Genomic DNA, 24,577 nt, shown 5'->3' with positions numbered 1-24,577 from the left:
GCCGGACCCGCCCCAGCGGCGACCCGCCCCGACGACCGCGCGGCCCCATCCGCCCTCCGCACGCCCGGCTCCCTCCGCACGCCCGGCCCCCTCCGCACGCTCGGCCCGCCCTCCGCACGCCCGGCCCGCCCTCCGCACGGTGGCCCGTCCGACAGCGCTTCTGAGCGGCGACAGGGAAGCCGGTGAAAAGGGGCGGTGAAACACGGACGCGGCCGAGTGGAGGTTCGGCCGCGTCCGTCCCATCCGGGCGGGGATGGTGTTCGGGCAGGGATTTAAGGGTTCGCCTCACCTCCTCATACGCACCTGTGGGCCGACGGGTTCAGTGGAACCGCCCCCGCCGCTACTGCGGCGGGGGCGGGGTCTTCACGCGGTGGCGCAGGTGATCTCGGGGGTCGTGGACGTGCCGTTCGCGATGAACCCGAACGTCGCGGACGCGCCGGGCGCGAGCCCGCCGTTCCACGCCTCGTTGGAGACGGTCACCGTGCCGCCGGAGGCGGTGTGCCGGCCGCCCCAGAGCTGCGTGATCGTGCTCTGCGTGCTCCAGGAGACGGTCCAGCCGCTGATCGTGGAGCTGCCGTCGTTGGTGACGGTCACCTCGGCCTGGTAGCCGCCGCCCCACGAGTTGACCAGCGTGTACGCCGCAGAGCACCCGCCGGACGGCGACGAGCCGGACGTGGTGAACGACGTGCTCTCCGATGCCTGCGAGCTGTTGCCGGCCGCGTCGCGCGCCACCACGCTCACCGTGTACTCGGTGTCAGGGCTGAGCCCGGTGAGGTCGAACGACGTGGTCGTGGCCGTGCCTGCCTTGGTGGACCCCAGGTAGACGTCGTAACCGGCCACGCCCACGTCGTCCGTGGACGCCTCCCAGCTCACGAGGGCGCCGGTGGCGGTGATCCCGGACACCGCCGGCTTGCCCGGCCTGCTGGGCGGCGTCTGGTCGGCGGAGTCCTCGGTGGTGAACTCCGCGGTCTCGGACGGCTCCGAAGTGTTGCCTGCCGCGTCCCGCGCCACCACGTGGACGGTGTAGGACGTGGCAGGGGTGAGCCCGGTCAGGTCGAAGGACGTGGTGGTGGCGGTGCCTGCCTTGGTGGACCCCAGGTAGACGTCGTATCCCGCGACGCCCACGTCGTCGGTCGAGGCCGTCCAGGTGAGCCGGGCCGATGAGCCCGTGATCGAGGAGACCTCGGGCGTGCCCGGCTTGCTGGGCGGCGTCGTGTCCTCTTCCTCCTGACCCGGCGGCTCACCCCAGATCTTGGTGTCGCCGCTGTAGAGGGTGATGCGGTCCGTACGCACCGGCGTGGTGCCCGGCGTGGTCGGGATGTCCTGGTACGACCAGTCGTTGGACGGGTCCCACGTCCCCGCGCTGGCGATCCGGAACTGCACCTCCCTGCGGTGCTGCGACTGACCGGCGGGCGCGATGGCCTGCCCCGAGCAGTCGATCTCCGCGTAGTACGTCCGCCCGCTCGCCTGGTGCAGCGTCGGCGCCTCGCACTGCGTATAGGCGGAGGAGACGCTGATCTGCGAGGCGGTGGTGTCGCCGTCGAGCGTGAAGTAGTAGCGGAACTTGCCGTCGGACAGCACCCGCGCCGGCCAGGCCGACTGGTTGCGCACGATGGCCTTGATCTCGGTGAACGTCGAGCCGGAGGCGTTCACGCCCGCTTCCACGAAGATCTCGGGACCGTCCGGGGTCTCCTCGACGGGGAAGTTCGCCGCGGGTTCGCCGCCGTACTCCTGGTAGAGCCGGGCCACCGCGCTGGTGAAGCCGGCGTTGTAGTCGGTGGCGACCTCGTTCATCACGTAGTCGTCACGCTCGTCGGTGTAGGCGTCGTTGGGGTCGGGCGGGCCGCCGACGAGCGCGCCGTACAGCGTGTGGCGGGTCTCCTCGGGGTTGGTGATCTGGTCCGTCCACGAGCCGTGCGCGGTCCGGTGGTGCGGGTTCTTCGGCGGGTTGTCGCCGAAGCCGATCACGTACGAGGAGTTGCGCGGGTTGTCGCCGAGCGCGTAGTTGATCTGCTGTACCGCGAAGTCGTGGTAGCGGGCCTTACGCGTGGCGTCGGTGATCGAGTCGCTGTGCACCAGCGCGGCGAACGCGGTGTTGGCCGCGTAGCGCAGCGAGCCCCACCGGTCGAGCACGGCCTGCCCGCCCGGCGAGTACGCCACCTTGGAGCCGTTCACGCCGACCGTCCACCAGTCGAGCCAGCGGTTGGCGTCGTCCAGGTACTGCTGCTTGCCGGTGAGCTTGTGCAGCAGCACGTACGCGCCGTACGACTTGTCGTCCCAGGCGATCGTCCACTTGTACGACTTGATGTCGGTCTGCGGCTCGGTGCCGAGGTTCGCGTACCCGGCTTCGGCCTTGGCCAGGTAGGACTCGTCGTTCGTGGCCCGGTAGAGCCAGATCGCGCCCCACACCAGCTCGTCGTTGTAGCCGCTCCAGGAGTTGTAGTAGCCGGAGGCGTCGGTGATGCAGTCGGTGTACTTCTGCCGGACGGTGTCGGCGAAGTTGTACAGCTGTTCGGCGTGCGTGACCAGCGTATCGGCGTAGGACGGGTTCGTCGGGCGGAAGACGATCGACGAGGCCGCCATGGCCGCCGCCGTCTCGCCCGCCAGGTCCGACCCGCCGCACGAGGCGTCGATCTTGTACGCGGGCCGGTTCATCGCCATCGCCTCGGCGGGGCCCCACCAGGCGTGGTCGGTGCCGCCGTTGCCGACCTGCCCGTAGAGCACGTTCGGCGACGGGTGGGCCTTGATGAAGTAGTCGTTGACCCACTTGAGGTTGTTGAGCAGGTGGGTGAGCTGGCCGGAGGAGACGTAGGCGTCGCGGTACTCGACCGCGCCCCAGGCCAGCATGGTGGCGGAGAAGGCCATCGGGAAGCCGAACTTGACGTGGTCGCCCGCGTCGTACCAGCCGCCCGTCAGGTCGAGTCCGACGTCCTTGCCGTCGTCGAGGCCCGAGTCGCCGCGCCAGGAGACGCGGTTCCAGTCGGGCAGCCTGCCCGACTGCTGGGCCTCGTAGAACCACAGCGACTTCTGCAGCGCCTCGCCGTAGGCGAAGGCGGGCGCGGCCTGCGCTGCGGCGGCGTGCGCGTCCTTCGCGGCGTGGGCCGCCGGCCCTGCCCCGAGCAGGGGCAGGACCAGCGACGCCGCGGCGATCATCACCGCTTTTCTCACGGGAACAACCGCCCGTACTCGGCGAGGGCGACGGCGACGTCCACCTGCGCCCAGAACCGGTGGTAGTTGAAGACCGGGGCGGGGCCGGTGCCGTCGAGGTAGTCCTTGACCTTCTCCCAGTCGGGGTCGTCCTCGTAGAACGACCTGATCGACAGGAACGTGGAGTCCGAGTTGATCGGGTCGCCGTTCGGCATCGTGCCGCTCCAGCCCTCCGGGACGTAGATCGGGTCGTCCACGCGCTGGTAGTCGGCCTTGGTCTCCGGCACCGAGACGCCCTTGTCGTCGCGGTTGGCCCAGACGCCGTCGAGCAGCGCCTTGGCGGTGTCCCTGGCCTCGGCGTGGTTCGCCTTGGCCGCGTAGTACATCAGCACCTTGGCGTACGCGCCGGCCACGCCGACGTCCTGCGTGTAGTCCTTGACGGTCACGTGCAGGTTCGGGTTGGCCGGCGGCATGCCGGTGTCGGAGTCGAAGTCACCGGCGGGAGCGCCGGTCCACTCCAGCGTGGAGGGGATCTCGTAGCTGCCGTCGGAGTTGATCGTGGTGTGGTCGAGCGCCCACTCCACCCACTTGTCGAGCAGCGCCTTGGCGTCGGCGTTGCCGGTGGCGTAGTAGAGCTGCGCCACGCGGTCCATCGTCCACGCCTGGAAGCCGAACCACTGGTTCGACGGCGGGTCGTGGTAGACCGGCTGCCAGTCGTAGGTCATGCCGTGGAACTTCGGCAGGTTCGACGGCGGCGTGCCGTAGTGGCCCTCCCAGCTGTTGGTCGCGCCGCCGGCGATCGCGCCCTCGGCCGACTGCAGCCACGTGTAGAACTGGAGCTGCCGGGTGAGGCTGGTGCTCCAGTCGCTGGCGCCGGTGGCGCTCTTCGGCTTGAGCTCGTTCACGTTCGACAGCGCCCAGGCGGCGAACGGGTTCTGGTAACCCGAGTGGCTGTGGCTCGAACCGATGCGCCAGGCCCAGCCGGCGCTCGAGTCGGTCGCGCCGCCCCACGCGTAGTACCAGCTCAGCAGGTAGTGCGAGGCGTTCTTGCCGGTGCCGGCCGGGCACGAGGGGCTCGTGCAGCCGGGCTGCTTGAAGTACTTGTCGTACATCGCGTAGCGGAGGTAGTCGCCCATCTTGGCGGCCTTCGCCACGGTGTCGGAGATCTCCGACTCCTTGTTCTGCTCCTTGGCCCAGGTCAGCGCCCAGTAGGCGGCCTGGACCGCGCGGGCGTCGGCGTCGGGAGCGTTGGTGTACTTCCACTGCTTGGCGTAGGAGGCGTCCTTGGTGAACAGGTCCAGGTAGCCGTTCGGACCGCCGTGCGCGAACGTGTCGCAGGACGGCTGCGGGATCGTCTCGAAGACCGACTCCTCGGCCCCGCGCTGGTAGGTGTTGATGTAGGCGGGCTTGGTGGTGCCGTCGCCGCAGCGGCCGAAGCCGTAGGTGTTGTCGACGTCCAGCAGCCAGTGCATGCCGTAGATGTCGCGGGTGCCGTACGCGCTCTGCAGCTCGTTCGCGATCGGGTCGGAGCCGACCGACACGCTGCTGTCGAGCTGCGTCGGGTACTCGCTGATGTCGGTGTGCTCGGCGGCGTACGTCGCCGGCTTCGACGGGTCGTAGAACGAGTTCGTCGGCTGGTCGGCGGTGGACGGGATGATGTACTGCTCCATCGACGCCCACGCGGCGTTGAACTTCGACCAGTCGCCGGTCACCCGGCCGTAGGTGGCCTCCAGCCACAGGTAGTAGCTGTAGGCCTCGGACGTGGTCTCGTGACCGTGGTCCGGCGCCTCGACCATGAACGTCTCGATCGAGTGGTACGGCACGCCCTCGGGCGAGAAGTAGCCGTTGGCCGGGTCGTGGATCTCGTTGTACAGCTCGACGAAGCGCTGCACGTACTCGTTGTCGCCGCCGACGTCGTCGTCCGCCTCGTTGGCGGTCACGTCCACGGCGGTGTATCCGTCCGCGCTGACGCGGAAGACGGCCGAGCCGGCGGTCGTGTCCTCGTCGTCGGCCGCGCTGATCGTGAAGGTCTGCGCCTCGTCGTAGTCGCTCGGGGTGAACGTCGCGGACTCGGGCGAGACCGTGAGGTCGGTGTCACCGCTGACGCGGGCGACGCTGACAGTCACGTCCGAGGAGGGCTCCTGCGAGAGCCGGACGCTGAAGGTGGCCTCGCCCTCCTCGGGCACGGAGACCGTCGTCGGGCTGACGACGAGCGCCGGGCCGGTGTTCGGCGAGACCGTGATGCCGACGGGCGCGGAGGTGGTGACCAGGCCGCTGTTGTCGGTGGCGCGGGCGGTGATGGAGTAGCTGCCGGCCGCGACGTTCGTCCAGTCGTAGGTGTAGGGGGCGGAGGTGTCGGTGCCGAGCAGGGTGGTGCCCTGGTAGAACTCGACCTTGCTGATGGTGCCGTCGGAGTCGGAGGCGGTCGCCGCGATCGGCACGGTGGCCGGGGCGGTGAACGTCTGGCCCGCGGTGGGCGAGGTCAGCGTGACGGTGGGCGCGGAGCCGGTCTCACCGCAGGTGACGCCGTTCACGCTGAACGTGGTCGGGCTCGGGTTGCTGCCCGTCCAGGTGCCGTTGAAGCCGATCGAGACGGAGGCGCCGGTGGCCAGGTTGCCGTTGTACGGCATGTTGGTGGCGGTGACGCGGGTGCCCGACTGGCTCCAGTTCGCACCCCAGCCGCTCGGGGTGTACTGCTGGCCCGTGGTCGGGAAGTCGAAGGCCAGGGTCCAGGAGCTGATGGGGTCGCCGGTGTTCTTGAGCGTGATGTTGGCGGTGAAGCCGCCCTGGTTCTGGCCGCTGGTCCACTCGTTGGCCGCGTACGTCACGTCGCACGCCACGGCCGCCTGGGCGGGGGTCGCCGTGACGGTTGTGGTCAACCCTGCCGCGAGGATCAGGGTGGTGGCCACGGCGAGCCGTCTCGATAAGCGGGTCAAGAGGTTCGGAGGTCTGTGCTTCACGGGATCTCCAGGGGAGTAGGAATTGTGGGAGCGCTCCCAAACGGGATTGTGGGTGACGCTGCCCGTATGTCAACGGAATGGCATCGCGGTAACCCCCGCGTTTCCTCTCACCTGGCTGCCCGGGATGAAAGTTTCATCCGCGTTCCGGGGCATTAGACGAGCATGTGGGGCGGCTGAGGGCTTCCGGAGGGGCGGCCTCTGTACACCGTGGCGAGTGCGGCAGACCATGGGAGCGCTCCCAGCCACCTAGCCACTGGAGATGATCGCAAGTGAGACTCCACCGCGGCCTCCGCAAATGGGCCGTGACCATGACAGCCGCGAGCGTCGCGGCCTTAGGACTCGTCGCCGGCCAGAGTACCGCGGCGAACGCCGCCGTCGCCTGCGACGTCACCTACACAGCCAACTCGTGGACGAGCGGCCAGAACCAGGGCGGTTTCACCGCGAACATCACGCTCAAGAACACCGGCGATCCGCTCTCTTCGTGGTCGCTGGCCTTCGACTTCCCGACCACGGGCCAGCAGTACACCCCGAGCGGCTGGGGTGCGAACTGGAGCCAGTCGGGCACCCGCGTCACCGCCACGAACATGCCGTACAACGGCGACCTGGCCACCGGCGCCTCCGTCTCGATCGGCTTCAACGGCACGTGGACCGGCAGCAACCCCGAGCCCACGTCCTTCACCGTGAACGGCACCCCCTGCGGTGACACGCAGACCCCCGCCGAGCCGTCGGTGATCCTGTCGGCCAGCTCCGTGGCCGTCGAGGAGGGCGGCACGGCCTCGATCACCGCCCGCCTGTCGGAGGAGCCCTCCTCGGCCATCACCCTCACCACCGCCCGCACCAGCGGCGACACGGACCTGACGGTCGAGACCGGCGCCACGCTCTCCTTCACGCCGAGCAACTGGGACACCCCGCAGACCATCACGCTGGCCGCCGCACAGGACGACGACGACGAGGCGGGCACCGCCACCTTCAGCGTCGCGGGCAACGGCGTCACCGGCGCCACGTTCACCGCGACCGAGGTGGACGACGACGCCACGGTGGAGCAGGCGATCATCGTGACGCCGACCTCGGTGACCGTCCCCGAGGGCTCGACCGGCACGTTCACCGCGCGCCTCGCCGCCGAGCCGTCCTCCGACGTGACCGTCACCACGACGGCCGGCAGCGGCGACTCCGACCTCACCGTCAGCTCCGGCGGCTCGCTCACGTTCACCGCGTCGAACTGGAACACCCCGCAGACGGTCACCCTGGCCGCCGCGCAGGACTCCGACTCGGTGAACGGCTCCCGCACCTTCACCGTGGCCGCCGACGGCCTGACCCCGCGCACGGTCACCGCCACCGAGGCCGACGACGACGGCGTCTCCACGCCCACCCACGTCGAGAACCCGTACGAGGACGCCACCGGCTACGTCAACCCCGACTGGAGCAGTAAGGCCGCGAACGAGCCCGGCGGCAGCGCCGTCGCGAACATCTCCACCGCCGTGTGGCTCGACCGTATCGCCGCCATCGAGGGCGCGGGCGGCGCCATGGGCCTGCGCGCACACCTGGACGAGGCCGTCAGGCAGGACGCCGCCAACGGCTCCGCGCCGCTGACCATCCAGATCGTCATCTACAACCTGCCCAACCGCGACTGCTCGGCGCTGGCCTCCAACGGTGAGCTGCGCATCTCGGAGAACGGCTTCAACCGCTACAAGTCGGAGTACATCGACCCGATCGCCGAGATCCTCAGCGACTCCGCCTACTCCAACCTGCGCATCGTCACCATCATCGAGCCCGACTCGCTGCCGAACCTCGTCACCAACCTCGACAGGTTCGCCGACTGCCGCGAGGCCAACGGCACCGGCGGCTACCGTGACGGCATCCGGTACGCGCTCGACCAGCTCCACGCGATCCCCAACGTCTACACCTACCTCGACGCCGCCCACCACGCCTGGCTCGGCTGGGACTCGAACTTCCAGCCCGCCGTGAACCTGTTCTACGAGACCGTGGCCGGCACCGCCGACGGCGTGGACAGCGTGGACGGCTTCATCGTCAACACCGCCAACTACTCGGCCACGGTCGAGCCGCACTTCACCATCAACACCACGGTGAACGGCCAGTCGGTCCGCCAGTCCAAGTGGGTGGACTGGAACTACTACGTGGACGAGCAGTCCTTCGCCTCCGACCTGCGCAGCGCCCTGATCTCCAAGGGCTTCCGCTCCGGGCTCGGCATGCTGATCGACACCTCGCGCAACGGCTGGGGCGGCTCCGACCGGCCCACCGGCCCGAGCTCGTCGAACCAAGTGGACGAGTTCGTCGACCAGTCGCGAATCGACCGCCGCATCCACGCCGGCAACTGGTGCAACCAGAGCGGCGCCGGCATGGGTGAGCGTCCGACCGCCTCGCCCGCTCCCGGCTTCGACGCCTACGTGTGGATCAAGCCGCCGGGCGAGTCCGACGGCTCCAGCGAGGAGATCGACAACGACGAGGGCAAGCGGTTCGACCGCATGTGCGACCCGACCTACGAGGGCAACGAGCTCAACGGCTACAACCTGACCGGTGCGCTGCCCAACGCGCCGATCTCCGGCCAGTGGTTCTCGGCCCAGTTCCGCGAGCTGCTCGCCAACGCCTACCCGCCCATCAACTGACAGGCCCGGCCGGCCAGAACCCCGCCTGACCCGGGGCGACGGCCGGCCTGAGGGACTCGCCTGACCCGGGTCCCTCGACTCCCGAAGCGGGGTCCGGACGCCGTACCGGACCCCGCTTCCTCACGCCCGCAGGTAGCCGCCCCGCCCTCCACCCACTCGCGCCCTTTCCAGGCGGACGCGCTCGACCCTCTTGCTCGCCCGCACTCACCTGCCCCCGGCGAAAGGCGCGGGCAGGGCAGTGGCCTGCGCCTGGCCGAAAGCGCAAACCGCGGGGCAGGATCGGGCGCCACCGGCGGGGCGGCGCGTACCGGGCAGCGGTGTGAGCGCGCAGCAGCGGCGGGGCGGCGCGTACCGGCAGCGGTGCGAGCGCGCACCAGCGGCGGGCGCAGCACGTATGGACGCCGGTGGGAGCGCGCGTCAGCGGTGGGTGCGGCGCCAGTCGGCGGCGATCGCCTCCACGTCGAACGGCATCATGTTGAGCGGCGGCCCCGAAAGCCCCGTCCTGATCGCCTCGCGGATCCGCTGGTTGATCTCCTCGATGATGCGCCGTGCCTCGGCCTCGCTGCGGGCGCCGCGCGCCTCGGCCAGCGCGGTCTCAGCGTCCTTGCGGAGCTGCAGCGACGGGGGCAGCGGCATCGCCAGCCCCTCGCTCTCGATCTTCTGCTTGACCCACCAGTTCTCGTCGAGCGGCTTGCCCTGGTCGGGCAGCGGCTTGCCCTTGCCGGGCAGGTCGTCGAACTCGCCGCGCTCCTCCGCCTCGCGGATCTGCCGGTCGATCCAGCTCTCGAACGGCATCCCGATGGGCTTGCGCTGCGTCACGTACGGGTCCTCCTCATGCAAGGTTGTGGCGGGGCGCCAGGGGAGCGCGCCAGCCCAGCACGGCCTCGGTCATGCGTACGGAAGCGACGGTCGCGGCGACGTCGTGCACCCGCAGGATGCGCGCGCCCTTGAGAATGGCGATCACGTTGGCGGCGATCGTGCCCTCCTTGCGCTCGCCCTGGGGCCGGTCGAGCGTCTCGCCGATGAAGTCCTTGTTGGACAGCGCCACCAGCGTCGGATAGCCGATGGCGGTGATCTCCTCCAAGCGGCGGGTCAGCTCCAGCGAGTGGAAGGTGTTCTTGTTGAGGTCGTGGCCGGGGTCGATGATGATCTTCTCCGGCGCGATGCCGGCCTTGAGCGCGTACTCGACCCGTTCGCGCAGGTAGTCGGCCACCTCGGTGACGACGTCGCCGTAACTGGGCCGGAGCACCCGCCGGCCGGGCCCGCCCAGGCTGTGGGTGACGACCACGGCGGCGCCGGTGGCCGCCGCGACCTCGGCGATGCCCGGTTCGCGCAGGCCGTTGGTGTCGTTGATGACGTCGGCGCCGGCCGCGATGGCCGCCTCGGCGACCTCTGGGCGGTGGGTGTCGACCGAGATCACGGCGTCGGTGGCGGCCCTGACCTCGGCGATGACGGGCGCCACCCGGTCGATCTCCTCGGCCGCGCTGATCGGGGCCTGGGCGGCGCTGAAGGCGAAGCCGCCGATGTCGACCCAGTCGGCCCCTTCGTCCACGGCCTTGGTGGCCGCCGCGACCGCCTGGTCGAGCGCGAAGGTGCGGCCCTGGTCGTGGAAGGAGTTGGGCGTCCTGTTGACGATGGCCATGATCGCGACCTGGCGCTCGAAATCGAACTCCCGCCGGCCGAGACGCCGGACGGGAGCGATGATGCCGGATGCTGGGATGTCGCCGCTCACGTGGTGATCCTCTCCGTCCCTTCGAGCCTACCCGGCGGCCGTGCCGGTCAGCCGCGCGCGGGACGGGTTCGCGATCAGGCGGTGAAGCAGCCGGAGCGCCCGTCCCCGGGGGCGGCGACCCTGATCCGCCGCATGCCCCTGCGTACGGGGAGTCCGGCGGCGGGCGGTAACCGCATGGTGAGCAGCACGCTGGTGCCCTCAGGCCCGGTGCGCAGGTCGGCCGTGTCGCACAGGCGGCGCATCAGGTACAGGCCGCGTCCGGTGCTCGCGTTGCCGGACGCCTGTTTGTCGCCGTCCACGTACGGCTCGGGGATGCCCGCGCCCCCATCGCTGATCTCGGCCCTGATCGCGCCGTCGGCCGTCCACAGCCGCAGGTGACCGATGCCGCCCGCGTGCTCCACGGCGTTGACCACGCTCTCGTGGACGGCGAGCACGAAGTCGTCGAGCCGGACGCCGTGCAGCCCGCAGCCGATGGCGTGTTCGGCGACTTCGCGGCGCAGCCTGCTGATGTCCTCGGAGGTGAAGGTCTGGCTGAACGACATGCGCATGCGCTCCTCCGTGCCAATTCCGACACAGGCCGCGCTTCAGGACCTCCTGTGTTCGTTCATTTCCCAGACCGCCGGAATTTACACAAAGTCAGAGACTCAGGGGCGTTTGCCCATGCCGGACGCCATCTCGCGCACCCGTCCCGCCGGTCCACTGTCGGGGGCCAGCGGCCCGGTGTCCATGCCCGCGCCCTCGCGCAGCCCTTCGAAGAGCTCCTGCATCGCCTCGTACGACGAGTACCGCGGCGTCCAGCCGAGCACGTCGCGCGCCCGGTCGGTCTTCATCAGCGGGATGCGCAGCGCGAGCTCGAGCAGGCCCGGCGAGGCCGGGAAGAGCCGCAGGGTCCAGCCCGCGGTCACCGCCGCCATGGCCAGCCGCGGCGACACCTTCAGCGTGCGGGTGCCCAGCATGTCGGCCAGGTCGTGCGGGTCGAGCACGGGCTCGGCGGCGATGTTGAACGCCCCGCGCACGGGTTGGGTCACGGCCAGCCGGTACGCCTGCGCCGCGTCTTCGGCGTGCAGCACCTGTAGCCGCAAGCCGGGGATGTCCGGCACGAACGGCACCCGCCCCGCCCTGATCAGCCGCCTGGGCACCAGAGGTCCGGCGAACAGCCGGCGCTGCTCGGTGGCCGCCGCCCGCTGGAAGATGAAGCCGGGCCGCATGCGGACCACGCGGATGCCCGGGTGATCGTGCTCGAAGACGTCGAGCACCCGCTCCACGTACGCCTTCTCCCGCCCGTACGCCGCCCCCGGCCAGCCGTGCGTGGGCCAGCTCTCGTCCACGGGACGGTCCTTGGGCCCCGGCGAGTACGCGCCCACCGACGAGGCGTGCACCAGCGCCCGCACCCCGGCCTCCGCGGCGGCGCGGAAGACGCGCATGCTGCCCAGCACGTTCGCCCGCCAGGTGACGGCGGGGTCCCTGGTCGGCTGGAACAGCCAGGCCAGGTGCACCACCGCGTCGGCGCCGTCGAAGATCCTGGTCAGGTCGGCGGTGGCCACGTCCGCCTGACGCCACTCGGTGCGTTCGGCCTGCCAGCCGGGCATCCGGCGGGCGACCCCGACGATGGAGGTGACGTCGTCGTCCGTGCTCAGGGCACGCACCACGCTGGTGCCCACATTTCCCGTGGCTCCCACCACTACGACTCTCATGGCAGCACCGCTGCCCTGGTCGTGGGCGGCGAAACCCGAGCTCAGGGCTGCAACAGGATCTTCACCGCGCCGTTCGCCTTCTTCTGGAACATCGCGTACGCCTGCGGCGCCTGGTCGAGCGAGAGCCGGTGGGTGGCGAGGTCCATCACGCCCAGCGGGTCGCCGTCGCCGGTGAGCAGCGGCATCAGCGGGCTGATCCAGCGCTTGACGTGCGCCTGCCCCATGCGCAGCGTGATGCCCTTGTCGAACATGCGCAGCATCGGCAGCGGGTCGGTCATCCCACCGTAGACGCCGATGATCGAGATGACGCCGCCGCGCCTGACGGTGTCGATGGCCTGGTGGAGCGCGTGCAGCCGGTCGATGCCCGCGTTGGCCATGAGCGGCGCGGCCACCGCGTCGGGCAGCAGCCCCGTGAGTGTCTGGGCGAGCTTGGCGCCGGGCGAGCCGTGCGCCTCCATGCCGACCGCGTCGATGACGGAGTCGGTGCCGCGCCCCGACGTGCGCTCCCTGACCTCGCCCGGCACGTCGGCGACCTCGCTCGCGTCGATGACCTCGATGCCGTGGCGGCGGGCCATCTCCAGGCGCGCGATGACGCCGTCCACACCGATCACGCGGTGGCCGAGGTGGCGGGCGATGCGGGCGCACATCTGGCCGATCGGGCCGAGGCCGTACACGGTGACGCTGCCGCCCTCGGGGATGTCGGCCCACGCGACGGCCTGCCAGGCGGTGGGCAGCACGTCCGACAGGTAGACGAAGCGCTCGTCCGGCGGCCCCTCCGGGACCTTGATGGGGCCGAACTGGGCCTCGGGCACCCGCAGGTACTCGGCCTGCCCGCCGGGCACCTGGCCGTACAGCCTGGTGTAGCCGTACAGCGCGGCGCCCATGCCCTGGTCGCGCACCTGAGTGGTCTCGCACTGCGCGTACAGCTCGAGGCCGCACATGTGGCAGTGGCCGCAGGAGATGTTGAACGGGATGACGACGCGGTCGCCGGGCTTGAGCGTGGTGATGGCGGAGCCGACCTCCTCGACCACGCCCATGGGCTCGTGCCCGAGGACGTCGCCCTCGGCCATGAAGGGGCCGAGCACCTCGTACAGGTGCAGGTCAGAGCCGCAGATCCCGGTGCTGGTGACCCTGATGATCGCGTCGTTGGGCTCCTTGATGGCCGGGTCGGGCACCTCCTCGACCCGTACGTCGCGCTTGCCGTGCCAGGTGACTGCCTTCATGCTCGTCTCCTCGAAGCCGGAGCAACAAAGGCCGCATACCCCCACATAGAACGCCAAACAGCGTCGCGCGCCGGGCGGCCGCCCTAGACTGCGCGCATGGACAACCCCCTGGAGCCCCGCGCCGACGACACCGTCCTCGAGCCGCGCGTCCTGCACCGCCCGGCGCAGGAGAGCGTGCGGCCCACCCCGCTGGACTCCGACGAGGAGGCGCGCTTCTACGCCACCATGGCGCAGTGGCTCGCTCAGGAGCTCGCACAGAAGGGCTTCGTACGCCTGGCCGCCGCCGACACCCCGGAACGGCAGCGCCAGTTCCAGGAGGTGGCGCACCGCGCGAGCGAACTGATCCGGCGGCCGATCACCACGACGTCGAGCAGCCACGGCATGACCTTCGAGCTGGCCGGCCACGAGCCCCTGCCCGGCGCCCGCTGAACGCGCCGCATCAGACCCTGCCCGGCGCCCCCAGAACCCGCCGTATCAGATCCTGCCGAGGGCGTGCAGGGCGTCGCCGGCGGCGCGTGCGATGCCCTCGCCGGTCAGCCCGGCCTCGGCCAGCAGCTCCGAGCGCCCGCCCTGGCCGATGAACGCGCACGGCAGCCCGAGGTTGAGCACGCCCTGGCCGGGCCCGCACACCTGGCGCACCAGCGCGCCGACCCCCGAGGCGGCGACGCCGTCCTCGACGGTCACCACCAGCCGGCTGCCGCCGACCGCCTTGCGCAGGTCATCGGAGACCGGGATGACCCACCGCGGATCGACCACGCTCGCCCCGATGCCGGACTCCGCGAGCAGGGCCGCCGCGCTCAGGCACGGCCCGGCCATCGGGCCCACCGCCACCAGCATCACGTCCTGCCCTCCGGAGACCAGCACGTCCACCTCGCCGACGCTGCCGACCGGCGGGATCTCCGCGCCGACCGGCGCCTTGGGGAAGCGCAGCGCGGTGGGCCCCTCGCAGGCGACCGCCTCCTCCAGCAGCTCGCCCAGGCGTACGGTGTCGCGCGGCGCGGCCACCCGCAGCCCCGGCACGATCGCCAGCGTCGCGAGGTCCCACATGCCGTGGTGGCCCGGCCCGTCGGGGCCGGTGATCCCGGCCCTGTCGAGCACGATCGTGACCGGCAGCCGGTGCAGCGCGATGTCCATCAGCACCTGATCGACCGCCCGGCCGAGGAACGCCGCGCAGATCGCGACCACCGGGTGCAGCCCGCTCATCGCCATGCCGGCCGCCGAGGCCATGGCGTGCTGCTCGGCCACGCCGACGTCGAACATGCGGCCGGGAAAGCGCCGCCCGAACGCCGCGAGCCCCGTGGGGCCCGGCATGGCCGCGGTGACCGCGACCAGGTCGCGGCGGCGCTCGCCCAGCGCGCACAGGTGGTCGGAGAAGGCGTGCGTCCACGTGCCGCGCACCGGTGACAGCGGCCGTCCCGTGGCCGGGTCGGAGGCGGGGATGGAGTGCAGGTGCTCGTCAAGGTCCTGCACGGCGGGGCCGTAGCCGCGCCCCTTGCGGGTGACGCAGTGGACGACGACGGGCGCGCGCAGCTCGCGGGCCGTGCGCAGCGCCTGCTCCAGGGCGGCGATGTCGTGGCCGTCGACCGGGCCGAGATAGCGCAGGCCGAGGCTCTCGAACACGGAGACGCCGGGCTCGGCCCGCAGCCGGGAGAGATGCTCGGCGCAGCCGCCCACGGTGGGCGCGTAGGAGCGGCCGTTGTCGTTGAGCACGACGACGACCGGCAGGCTCCGGTCGGCGCCGAGGTTGTTGAGCGCCTCCCAGGCCACGCCGCCGGTGAGCGCGCCGTCGCCGACCACCGCGACCACCGGCCTGCCGCCGTCGCCGGCCAGCCTGCGCGCCTTGGCCATGCCGTCGGCGTAGGCGAGCGCGGTGGAGGAATGGGAGCCGTCGACGTGGTCGTGCGGCGACTCGGCCCTGCTCGGGTAGCCGCTCAGCCCGCCGCGCACGCGCAGCTCGTCGAAGGCGTCGCGGCGGCCGGTGAGGATCTTGTGGACGTACGCCTGATGGCCGGTGTCGAAGATGATCGCATCGTCCGGCGAGTCGAACACCCGGTGCAGCGCGATCGTCAGCTCGACGACGCCGAGATTGGAGCCCAGATGGCCGCCCCGCGCGCTCACCTTCTCGATGAGGAAGTCACGGATCTCGCGGGCCAGCGACGGCAACCGCCAGGAGGGCAGGGCCCGCAGGTCGTCGGGGGTGGACACGTGGGGCAGCACCGTCTTCATGACATCCCCTGGCCGCGTGACTGCTGTGGCAAAAGAAAACCCGAGCCACAAAAGATACTTTACACAATCCGTACCGGATGAGTAACTAGGTGTAGTGACGGACGACAGAAGGGCCGCGCGTATGCCGGTGAGCTTCCCGCAGCACTCCCTTGGTTCCCGCATCGACAAGCGACTCGGCGAGTTCCTCGATGCCTGGGGCAACCCGGTCTCCGACCCCGGCGTCGAGGCGGCGTACGGACTGCTGGCGGACTTCATCCTCGGCGGCGGCAAACGCGTGCGGCCGCAGCTGTGCTACTGGGGCTGGCGCGGCGCGGGCGGCGACGACTGCGAAGAGATCATCACCGCGGCCGCCGCGCTTGAGCTGTGCCACGCGGGCCTGCTGATCCACGACGACATCATGGACGGCAGCGACCTGCGCCGCGGGCAGGCCACCGTGCACCGCAGCCTGTCGGCCCTGCACAAGGGACCGGGCGCGGAGGCGTTCGGCAGGGCCGGCGGCATCCTGCTCGGCACGCTGAGCCTGGCCTGGTCCGACGCGCTGCTGTCGTCGTGCGGCGTCGAGGCGGACCGGCTGCGCGCCGCGCACCACCTGTTCGACGCCATGCGCACCGAGGTCATCAGCGGCCAGTACCTCGACGTGCTGGCCCAGCTCCGCGCGGGTGCGACCGAGGCGCAGGCGCTGACCGTGATCCGCTACAAGAGCGCGAAATACACCGTCGAGCGGCCGCTGCAGATCGGCGGCGCGCTGGCCGGCGCCCCGCCCGACCTGCTCGACGCCTACTCCAGGTTCGGGGTGCCGCTCGGCGAGGCGTTCCAGCTCCGCGACGACGTGCTCGGCACGTTCGGCTCGGCCGAGGAGACCGGCAAGTCGGCGCTCGACGACCTGCGCGAGGGCAAGCAGACCGTGATGTACGCCCACGCCGTGCAGCACGCCTCCCCCGCCCAGCTCGCCCACCTGCGGACCTGGCACGGCAACCCCGAGCTGACCGAGGAGCGCGCCGAGGAGGTGCGCCGCATCCTCATCGACACCGGCGCGCTGGCCAGGGTCGAGAACATGATCGAAGACCGCGTCCGCCAGGCCGTGGCGGCGCTGGACGAGGCGCAGATCAAGCCCGAGGCGGCCGGCGTGCTCGCCGAGATGGCCGACCAGCTCGCACATCGCAGCAAGTGAGGGGATCCCCACATGGGACGGGTGCTGCTCGCGGCCCCGCGCGGCTACTGCGCGGGCGTCGAACGCGCGATCGTCACCGTCGAGGAGGCGCTGCGGCGCTTCGGACCGCCGGTCTACGTGCGCAAGCAGATCGTGCACAACACGTTCGTGGTGGACGACCTGACCAGGCGGGGCGCGGTGTTCGTCGAGGAGCTGGACGAGGTGCCCGAGGGCGCGCTCGTCGTGTTCTCCGCGCACGGCGTCGCCCCGGCGGTGAAGGAGGCGGCGGGCCTGCGCGGCCTGCGCACCATCGACGCCACCTGCCCGCTCGTCACCAAGGTGCACAAGGAGGCGGCCAGGATGGCCGAGGCCGGGCACCAGATCGTGCTCATCGGGCACGCCGAGCACGAAGAGGTCGAGGGCACGGTGGGCGAGGCCCCGGGGCGCATCCACGTCATGGACCCGGCCAGGCCGGACGAGCTGGCGCTCGACGGCTCGGAGCCGGTGAGCTGGGTCTCGCAGACCACGCTGGCCGTGGACGAGACGATGCGGGCGGTCGCCGGGCTGCGCGACCGCTTCCCCGGCCTGGTCGATCCGCCCAGCGACGACATCTGCTACGCCAGCCAGAACCGCCAGGAGGCGGTCGCCAGGATCGCGCCCGAGTGCGAGCTGGTCGTCGTGGTCGGCTCGGCCAACTCCTCCAACTCGCGGCGGCTCGTCGAGGTGGCGCTGAACGCCGGCGCGGACGCGGCCCACCTGATCGACCGGGCCGCCGACGCCGACGAGCGCTGGCTCGACGGCGTGCGCACGGTCGGCGTCAGCTCCGGCGCGTCCGTGCCCGAGCCGCTGGTCGGCGAATTACTCGACTGGCTCTCGGCCCGCGGGTTCGCCGACGTCCAGCCGGTGACCCTGGCCGAGGAGACGCTCACGTTCTCCCTTCCGCTCGAACTCCGTTCATCCCGCAACCCCGGCTAGTCCGCACATAGAGATTGGTGGTGCACGATGACAGAAACGACCCACTCGACCGCGCCCAACGCCAACGGCAACGGGGGCATCAACGGCAACGGGCAGCTCAGCCTCAGTACCGACGCCGCCAGACAGCTCGCGACGACGACCAAGACGCCGCCGCAGATGCAGGAGATCACCACGCGCTGGCTGCTGCGGCTGCTGCCGTGGGTCCAGTGCTCCGGCGGCGTGTTCCGGGTGAACCGGCGACTGACGTACACACTGGGTGATGGCCGGATCACCTTCAGCACCACCGGCGCCGACGTGCGGGTGATCCCGGCCGAGCTGACGGAGCTGCCGATGTTGCGCGGCTTCGACGACATGGAGGTGCTTGAGGCGCTTGCCGACCGCTTCACCCAGCACGAGATCGCACCCGACGAGGAGATCGTCGCCGAGGGCGGCGAGGTGGACCGGCTGGTGCTCATCGCGCACGGGCGGGTGGCGAAGATCGGGCGGGGCGCGTACGGCGACGAGCAGAGCCTCGGCGTGCTGGCCGACGGCGACTACCTCGGCGAGCAGACGCTCGTCCAGGGCGGCAGGTACGAGTTCAGCGCCCGCGCCAAGACCACGACCACCGTCCTGACGCTCTCCAGGCAGGACTACGAGCAGATCGCCGAGCGCTCACCCGCCCTGCGCGAGCACGTCGAGACCTGGCGCACCAGCGGCTTGCGCGCCCAGAACGACTACGGCGAGGCCGCGATCAACCTGTCGGCGGGCCACGTCGGCGAGGCCGAGCTGCCCGGCACGTTCGTGGACTACGAGACGAGCCCCCGCGAGTACGAGCTGAGCGTCGCCCAGACCGTCCTGCGCGTGCACAGCCGCGTCTCCGACCTCTACAACCAGCCGATGAGCCAGCTCGATCAGCAGCTCCGCCTCACCATCGAGGCCCTGCGCGAGCGTCAGGAGGACGAGCTGATCAACAACCGCGACTTCGGCCTGCTCCACAACGCCGACTTCAGCCAGCGCATCCGCACGCGCTCCGGCCCTCCCACCCCTGACGACCTCGACGACCTGCTGTCCACGGTGTGGAAGGAGCCCTCGTTCTTCCTCGCGCACCCGCAGGCCATCGCCGCGTTCGGCCGCGAGTGCAGCAAGCGCGGCGTCTACCCGCAGTCGACCGAGGTGAACGGCCACCGCGTGCCGGCCTGGCGGGGTGTCCCGATCTTCCCGTGCAACAAGATCCCGATCAGCAACGCGCGGACCACGTCGTTCCTGCTGATGCGCACCGGCCAGGAGAACCAGGGCGTCGTCGGCCTGCACCAGACCGGCATCCCCGACGAGTACCAGCCCAGCCTGTCGGTGCGGTTCATGGGGATCAACGAGAAGGCCGTCATCTCCTACCTGGTCAGCGTCTACTACTCGGCCGCCGTCCTGGTGCCCGACGCGCTGGGCGTGCTGGAGGACGTCGAGCTCGGCCGCATCGGTTAGAACGTTCCACGGCCCCGTCCGCCACCCCTGGCGGGCGGGGCCGCTTGCCGCCCTGCCCCGTGATGACGCGAAGGAGTCGACCATGACGCAGCCGTTCGAACTGCCGGACTTCTACCTGCCATATCCCGCCCGGCTCAACCGGCATCTGGACGAGGCGCGCGTGCACTCCAAACAGTGGGCGCGCGACATGGGCATGCTCGAAGGCTCGGGCGTCTGGGAGGAGGCGGACCTCGACGCCCACGACTATCCGTTGATGTGCGCCTACACCCACCCCGACTGCGACGCGGCCGAGCTCGGCCTGATCACCGACTGGTACGTGTGGGTGTTCTTCTTCGACGACCACTTCCTGGAGTTCTTCAAGCGCACCGGCGACCTGGCGGGCGGCAAGGAGTACCTGGCGCGGCTGGCCGCCTTCATGCCGATGGGGGCGGACCTGAGCGTGCCCGAGCCGCAGAACCCGGTGGAGGCGGGCCTGGCCGACCTGTGGCCGCGTACGGTGCCGAGCATGTCGCTCGACTGGCGGGCCCGCTTCGCCGGGAGCACCCGCAACCTGCTCAACGAGTCGCTGTGGGAGCTGGCCAACATCAACCGCGGCCGGGTCGCCAACCCCGTCGAGTACATCGAGATGCGGCGCAAGGTCGGCGGCGCCCCCTGGTCGGCCGGGCTCGTGGAGCACGCGGTCGGCGCGGAGGTGCCGGCTGCAGATCGCGGAGAGCCGGCCGCTGCGGGTGCTCAAGGACGCCTTCTCCGACGCCGTGCACCTGCGCAACGACCTGTTCTCCTACCAGCGCGAGGTCGCCGAGGAGGGCGAGCTGAGCAACGGGGTGCTGGTGCTGGAGAGGTTCCTCGGCTGCTCCACGCAGGAGGCCGCGAACGCGGTCAACGACCTGCTGACCTCGCGGCTGCAGCAGTTCGAGCACACCGCGGTCTTCGAGCTGGGCCCGCTGTTCGTGGAGCACGGCATCGACCCGCTCAGCGCCGCCGGGGTGGCGGCGTACGTGAAGGGGCTGCAGGACTGGCAGGCCGGCGGGCACGAGTGGCACATGCGCTCAAGCCGCTACATGAACGAGCGGGCCGGGGCGAGCAGGCCGCTCGGCATGTCGTCGGTGATCGATTTGCTGGGTGCCAAGCGGGTGCGCTCGTTCACGCACGTGCCGTACCAGCGGGTCGGGCCGTCGCGCATCCCCGACCTGTACGTGCCGTTCCCGCTGCGCCTGTCGCCCCACCTCGACCGGGCGCGGCGCAACCTCGTGACCTGGTGCCACGAGATGGGCATCCTGGAGCCGTCGCACGGGGTCGCCGGGCCCGCCGTCTGGGACGAGGCCAAGCTCGTCGATTACGACCTGCCGCTGTGCGCCGCCGGCATCCACCCCGACGCCACACCCGAGGAGCTGGACCTGGCCTCGGCGTGGCTGGCGTGGGGCACGTACGGCGACGACTACTTCCCCGTCGTCTTCGGCCGCACCCGCAACCTGGCCGCCGCCAAGGTCGCGGTCGCGCGGTTCGGTGCGTTCATGCCGCTCGACGGCACGCCCGCGCCGCCGCCCGCCAACGCTCTGGAGCGGTCGCTCGCCGACATCTGGGCGCGTACGGCGGGGCCGATGCCGCGGGAGGACAGGCGCAAGCTGCGGGAGGCGGTGGAGGCGATGTGCGAGAGCTGGCTGTGGGAGCTGGCCGGCGAGATCGCCCACCACATTCCCGACCCGGTCGACTACGTCGAGATGCGGCGCTCGACGTTCGGCTCGCAGCTCACGATGAGCCTGAGCCGGCTGCGGCACTCCAAGGACATCCCCGAGGAGTTCTATGCCAGCGGGCCGATGGTGGCGCTGGTCAACGCCATGATGGACGCGGGCACGCTGGTCAACGACGTGTTCTCGTACCAGAAGGAGATCGAGTTCGAAGGCGAGGTGCACAACGCGATCCTCGTCGTCCAGAACTTCTTCGACTGCGACTACCCGACCGCGCTGGGCGTCGTGGACGACCTGATGGCCTCGCGGGTGCGGCAGTTCGAGCACATAGTGGCCAACGAGCTGCCCATCGTCTGCGACGACTTCGGCCTCGGCGAGGAGGCGCGGCGCGACCTCGACGGCTTCCTCGAGGAGCTGCGCAACTGGCTGGCCGCGATACTCAACTGGCACCACAACTGCCGCCGCTACGACGAGCCCTCGCTGCTGCGGCACCATCAAGCGCCGCGGCCGCGCTTCCACGGGCCGAGCGGGCTCGGCACCTCGGCCGCGGTGATCAGGCCGCCGGGGGCCGTCAGCCCTGTCGCGTAGGTGATCAGGGTGCCTGGGGCTGTTGCGTAGGCACGTGGATCCTGGGCTGGTAGAACCAGCCCATCATCCGCAGCAGCCGGCGCTGGTAGGGCGTCACGTTGTAGAGGCGGATCCAGCGCTCCGACGGCGGCACCGTCGGCATCGCCAGCACGCGCAGCCCCGACACGTCGACGAAGGTCAGCTTTCCGGTGTCCACCACGATGTAGGTGCCCTGGCGGATGCTCTCCAGGGCGCCGGCCACCGCGCGGCTGTTGGTCGCGTCGATCTCGCCGACCAGCGCGACCGCCGGCACGGGCGGCAGGCCCGGCGGCGCGGCCGTGGTGATGGTCAGCTGCCGGTCCTGGTACAGCAGCCGTTCCTGAACGCTCACGCTCCCCCGCACCCCCCAACACGCTCTTTCTGGGGGTTGTCGCCGTACGCACCTGCGGATCCCCCCGCACGCGCTTTCCGGCGATTAATCCGAAACCTAGGCTACACGAAACATGCCGGGCATCGGATTTTTCGTCGGATAATGACCGTTTTATCGGATAAAGCTGAAGTTGACGGTCTCGCGGGGCCTGTCCGGAGTTGCGAGGTGCTGCGGAGGCGGGGACGACGGGCTTTACCGAGGATCTATGAAGTCGCTCGGAGGGTCGGCGATCTGCCCTTTATCAGTGGAAATTTCACCCTATTGCGTACGTACCCCGATGGCGTTTTGTCGGCATAGAGAGCGAGAAAAGCCACAGAGGAGACAACTGCGGGCAGGGCGGCCACATCGGCCCCTGGCGCGGCTCGGATCGGGAGCGCGGATGTGCCATGGACCAGGAACGGAGACGGCAAGAACGGCGCGGACGGCCGGTACGGCGTAGGCAGCAGGACCTGTGGACACGGCCGGACCGATGGACACGGCCGGACCGGCGAAGACGGCCTGCCTTGCGGATACGGCGGGCCTTGCGGCGACGGCCTGAACGGCGGGGACGGCCTGCGGGAACGGCGGCGCGGGCGGCGGCGGTGGGGATGGCGGTGCTGGTGTCCTGTCTCCTCGCCCCTAGCAGCGCCGCCGCTCGGGCGACGGCGGGTGGGATCGCGTTGCGGGCGGCGCTGGAGATGATCGGGACGCCGTACTCGTGGGGCGGCGGCGGGGTGAACGGCCCCGGCTACGGCATCGGGCACGGCGCCGCCACCAAGGGCTTCGACTGCTCAGGCCTGACCGAGTACGCCTACGCGCGGGCGGGCGCCCTCATCGGCACCACCACGTACGAGCAGTGGCGCGCAGGCGTCAGGATCACGCGTGACCTGCTGGAACCAGGTGACCTGGTCTTCTACGACAGCGACAAGAAGACGCCGGGACCCGAGCACGTGGCGCTGGCGGTGGACGATCAGCGCATCGTGCACGCGCCGCACACCGGCGCGTACGTGCGCATCGACCCGCTGGACCGCGCCGACCTGCTCGGCTTCGTCCGCGTGGAGGTCGGCCGCGGCGACCCAGACCGCTGACCGGCCGCGTGCCCGTGAAACGGCCCGCCTCCTAAGGAGCCGGCCGCATGCCCGTGAAACGGCCCGCCTCCTAAGGAGCCGGCCGCATGCCCGTGAAACGGCCCGCCTCCCGGGGAGCCGGCCGCGCACTCCCGGCAAGGCCGTGCACTCCCGCTAAGGCGGTGCACCCTATTAGTACGTGAAAAGGATTAGTACGTGAAAAGGCCGTACGCCCCCGGGCGGTCCTTGGTGGGATCGCGCCGGAGGCGTACGGATCACCGAACGTTCGGTCCACCGGCAGGGCCGGGCCGTGGCCTCGCGAGTCTCCACGGCCGGCCTCGCCGGATCGCCCAGGTCACGGGAGAGCGGTTGGCCACGCGGCCCGTCCGGTGTGGGGCCGCCGCGCCCTCCCCGCCTGCGCGCCCAGGGTCTTACCGGGCCTGCGTGTTGCCGTTGTCGATGCCGGTGTTGACGTTGCCGTCACCGACCCTCGGCTGGTTGTTGTTCAGCAGCGCGACATTGATCTCGTCGAGGAAGCTGAGGAAGCCGACCTCGAGGTCGTTGACCGAGTGGTTGAGCACGTGATTCAGGACGTCGTCGCCCAGCTGCCACTGCGTCAGCAGGGCCTGGCCCGAGTTGTTCGGGTTGGGCCCGACGCCGGCGGACGCGGCGGACGCGGAGAAGCCGAAGACCGCGGCCGCCACAGCGGCGCCGGCCAGAATACGACGGATCATGTTTGCTTTCCTCCATGAAACGGCGCGGCATTACCACGCCAGGTTTTTTTCGTTCAGGGCTGTGCGGCGCCGCTGACGGTGATCGTGGTGATATGGGAGATGCGACTCGTAATGGAGGTCAAGGAACGCGTGAAACCTGTGGTGCTGATTCCCGGCCGACCAGGTGAATTCCGGTCCTCCCGCGGAAAGCGCCTATAACCAGATCGGCACCTTTTCCGGCCGATTTCCGGATGGCGTTCGCGACGGCGCCGGCCGTACCTGGGCGATTCATCGATCGCCTGCCGAGCGTTTCGGCGCTCCGGGAAGCGCTCCGCGACCTTGCGAGTCCCCACGATCGTTCAGTTCTGTGACGCGCCAGGAGAAGGCGGGAAGAGCGGCCGGCCGTGCGGCCGGGTGCGGTCGCACGGCCGGCGCACCTGCCCTGCCTCCGCGACCGGTCTTACCTGGCCTGAGCCTGGCCGTTCTTGATCTTCGTGTCCTTGTTGTGGTCGCCGACCGCCGGCTGGTTGTTGTTCAGCGCGCTCACGTTCACCTCGTCGAGGACCTTGACGATGCTGAGCTCGAGGTCGTTGAGCGAGTGGTTGCCGACGTTGTTGAGGACGTCGTCCAGGATCTGGAACTGGCTGAGGATGGCCTGGCCCCCGTTGTACGGGTTGGGGCCGACGCCGGCGGACGCGGCGGTGGCGGAGAAGCCAAGAGCAGCGGCCGCGATTGCGGCACCAGCCAGAATACGACGGATCATGTTTGCTTTCCTCCATGGAACGGCCCGGAATTTCCGGCGCCATAGTCGTTCGTGCAGGGCTGTGAGGTGCCGCGAATAACAATCGCGGCAGGTGGCGGGGCCCGCAACCCGGAAAGACCTTACGGAGGTCAAGAAGACGCCTCGATTCTTTGGCATCAGGTTTCGCCGGTCACGATTCTGG

18 protein-coding genes and 1 pseudogene are annotated in these 24,577 nt (G+C 70.5%); 8 read left to right on the top strand and 11 right to left on the bottom strand.

What is annotated here, in order from left to right; genetic code table 11:
- Nucleotides 1-363 precede the first annotated feature (363 nt).
- Both WBK31_RS37600 and WBK31_RS37595 read right to left on the bottom strand, forming a co-directional pair.
- Nucleotides 364-3,153, bottom strand: a complete 2,790-nt coding sequence (locus tag WBK31_RS37600) for a glycoside hydrolase family 9 protein (RefSeq protein ID WP_406675560.1) — start codon at nt 3,151-3,153, stop codon at nt 364-366.
- Nucleotides 3,154-3,164: 11 nt separating this feature from the next.
- Nucleotides 3,165-6,026, bottom strand: coding sequence for a glycoside hydrolase family 48 protein (locus WBK31_RS37595; protein ID WP_406673939.1), 2,862 nt, complete (start codon nt 6,024-6,026; stop codon nt 3,165-3,167).
- A gap of 389 nt (nt 6,027-6,415) precedes the next feature.
- Between WBK31_RS37595 and WBK31_RS37590 the strand changes: the two genes are divergently transcribed.
- The gene (locus tag WBK31_RS37590; RefSeq protein ID WP_406673938.1) at nt 6,416-8,731 is read left to right on the top strand and encodes a glycoside hydrolase family 6 protein; all 2,316 of its coding nucleotides are present in this window, start codon (nt 6,416-6,418) and stop codon (nt 8,729-8,731) included.
- A 417-nt stretch (nt 8,732-9,148) separates the two neighbouring features.
- Here WBK31_RS37590 and WBK31_RS37585 read toward each other — a convergent pair whose 3' ends face one another.
- From WBK31_RS37585 to WBK31_RS37565, 5 genes are all read right to left on the bottom strand, one after another.
- Complete coding sequence (locus WBK31_RS37585) at nt 9,149-9,550, bottom strand: DUF1992 domain-containing protein (RefSeq protein ID WP_364063833.1); 402 nt, start codon at nt 9,548-9,550, stop codon at nt 9,149-9,151.
- 13 nt (nt 9,551-9,563) lie between these two features.
- Entirely contained in the window at nt 9,564-10,463 is a 900-nt protein-coding gene (gene folP / locus WBK31_RS37580; RefSeq protein WP_378785703.1) for a dihydropteroate synthase, read from the bottom strand.
- A gap of 74 nt (nt 10,464-10,537) precedes the next feature.
- Nucleotides 10,538-11,005, bottom strand: coding sequence for an ATP-binding protein (locus WBK31_RS37575; RefSeq protein WP_406673937.1), 468 nt, complete (start codon nt 11,003-11,005; stop codon nt 10,538-10,540).
- Nucleotides 11,006-11,107: 102 nt separating this feature from the next.
- Entirely contained in the window at nt 11,108-12,157 is a 1,050-nt protein-coding gene (locus tag WBK31_RS37570) for an NAD-dependent epimerase/dehydratase family protein (RefSeq protein ID WP_364063840.1), read from the bottom strand.
- A 41-nt stretch (nt 12,158-12,198) separates the two neighbouring features.
- Nucleotides 12,199-13,380: a zinc-dependent alcohol dehydrogenase gene (locus WBK31_RS37565; protein WP_378785706.1), complete on the bottom strand. Its 1,182-nt coding sequence runs from the start codon at nt 13,378-13,380 to the stop codon at nt 12,199-12,201.
- A 96-nt stretch (nt 13,381-13,476) separates the two neighbouring features.
- On the opposite strand from WBK31_RS37565, the gene WBK31_RS37560 reads away from it, so the two are divergent.
- The gene (locus WBK31_RS37560) at nt 13,477-13,809 is read left to right on the top strand and encodes a hypothetical protein (protein WP_364063846.1); all 333 of its coding nucleotides are present in this window, start codon (nt 13,477-13,479) and stop codon (nt 13,807-13,809) included.
- Nucleotides 13,810-13,854: 45 nt separating this feature from the next.
- Here the strand turns inward: WBK31_RS37560 and WBK31_RS37555 are convergent, their stop codons facing one another.
- Nucleotides 13,855-15,606: a 1-deoxy-D-xylulose-5-phosphate synthase gene (locus tag WBK31_RS37555; RefSeq protein WP_364063849.1), complete on the bottom strand. Its 1,752-nt coding sequence runs from the start codon at nt 15,604-15,606 to the stop codon at nt 13,855-13,857.
- 94 nt (nt 15,607-15,700) lie between these two features.
- On the opposite strand from WBK31_RS37555, the gene WBK31_RS37550 reads away from it, so the two are divergent.
- The 5 genes and pseudogenes from WBK31_RS37550 (at nt 15,701) to WBK31_RS37530 (ending at nt 21,465) form a co-directional block, all read left to right on the top strand.
- Nucleotides 15,701-16,777 (top strand): polyprenyl synthetase family protein, encoded by a 1,077-nt coding sequence (locus WBK31_RS37550; RefSeq protein ID WP_364063851.1) that lies wholly within the window; start codon nt 15,701-15,703, stop codon nt 16,775-16,777.
- 21 nt (nt 16,778-16,798) lie between these two features.
- Nucleotides 16,799-17,731, top strand: a complete 933-nt coding sequence (locus WBK31_RS37545; RefSeq protein ID WP_364064744.1) for a 4-hydroxy-3-methylbut-2-enyl diphosphate reductase — start codon at nt 16,799-16,801, stop codon at nt 17,729-17,731.
- 27 nt (nt 17,732-17,758) lie between these two features.
- Nucleotides 17,759-19,189 carry a family 2B encapsulin nanocompartment shell protein gene (locus tag WBK31_RS37540; protein WP_406673936.1) on the top strand — a complete coding sequence of 477 codons (1,431 nt, stop codon included), beginning with the start codon at nt 17,759-17,761 and terminating at the stop codon, nt 19,187-19,189.
- A gap of 82 nt (nt 19,190-19,271) precedes the next feature.
- A pseudogene (gene cyc2 / locus WBK31_RS37535) lies at nt 19,272-19,835 on the top strand (germacradienol/geosmin synthase Cyc2); the annotation flags it as partial.
- An 82-nt stretch (nt 19,836-19,917) separates the two neighbouring features.
- Nucleotides 19,918-21,465 (top strand): hypothetical protein, encoded by a 1,548-nt coding sequence (locus WBK31_RS37530; RefSeq protein WP_406673935.1) that lies wholly within the window; start codon nt 19,918-19,920, stop codon nt 21,463-21,465.
- 4 nt (nt 21,466-21,469) lie between these two features.
- On the opposite strand, the gene WBK31_RS37525 is transcribed toward WBK31_RS37530, so the two are convergent.
- On the bottom strand, nt 21,470-21,835 hold the full coding sequence (locus WBK31_RS37525) for an STAS domain-containing protein (protein ID WP_364063858.1): 366 nt from the start codon (nt 21,833-21,835) through the stop codon (nt 21,470-21,472).
- 626 nt (nt 21,836-22,461) lie between these two features.
- Between WBK31_RS37525 and WBK31_RS37520 the strand changes: the two genes are divergently transcribed.
- Nucleotides 22,462-22,941, top strand: a complete 480-nt coding sequence (locus tag WBK31_RS37520) for a C40 family peptidase (protein ID WP_364063861.1) — start codon at nt 22,462-22,464, stop codon at nt 22,939-22,941.
- A 410-nt stretch (nt 22,942-23,351) separates the two neighbouring features.
- Here WBK31_RS37520 and WBK31_RS37515 read toward each other — a convergent pair whose 3' ends face one another.
- Nucleotides 23,352-23,654 carry a hypothetical protein gene (locus WBK31_RS37515; protein WP_364063864.1) on the bottom strand — a complete coding sequence of 101 codons (303 nt, stop codon included), beginning with the start codon at nt 23,652-23,654 and terminating at the stop codon, nt 23,352-23,354.
- 439 nt (nt 23,655-24,093) lie between these two features.
- Entirely contained in the window at nt 24,094-24,396 is a 303-nt protein-coding gene (locus tag WBK31_RS37510; RefSeq protein WP_364063866.1) for a hypothetical protein, read from the bottom strand.
- Between the last annotated feature and the right edge of the window lie 181 nt (nt 24,397-24,577).

Origin of the sequence: Nonomuraea sp. N2-4H, assembly GCF_045291505.1 — a bacterium.
In the GTDB taxonomy this organism is placed as follows: domain Bacteria; phylum Actinomycetota; class Actinomycetes; order Streptosporangiales; family Streptosporangiaceae; genus Nonomuraea; species Nonomuraea fastidiosa.
The sequence above is the reverse complement of the archived record's forward strand: the minus strand, read 5'-3'. Positions and strand labels throughout refer to the sequence as shown.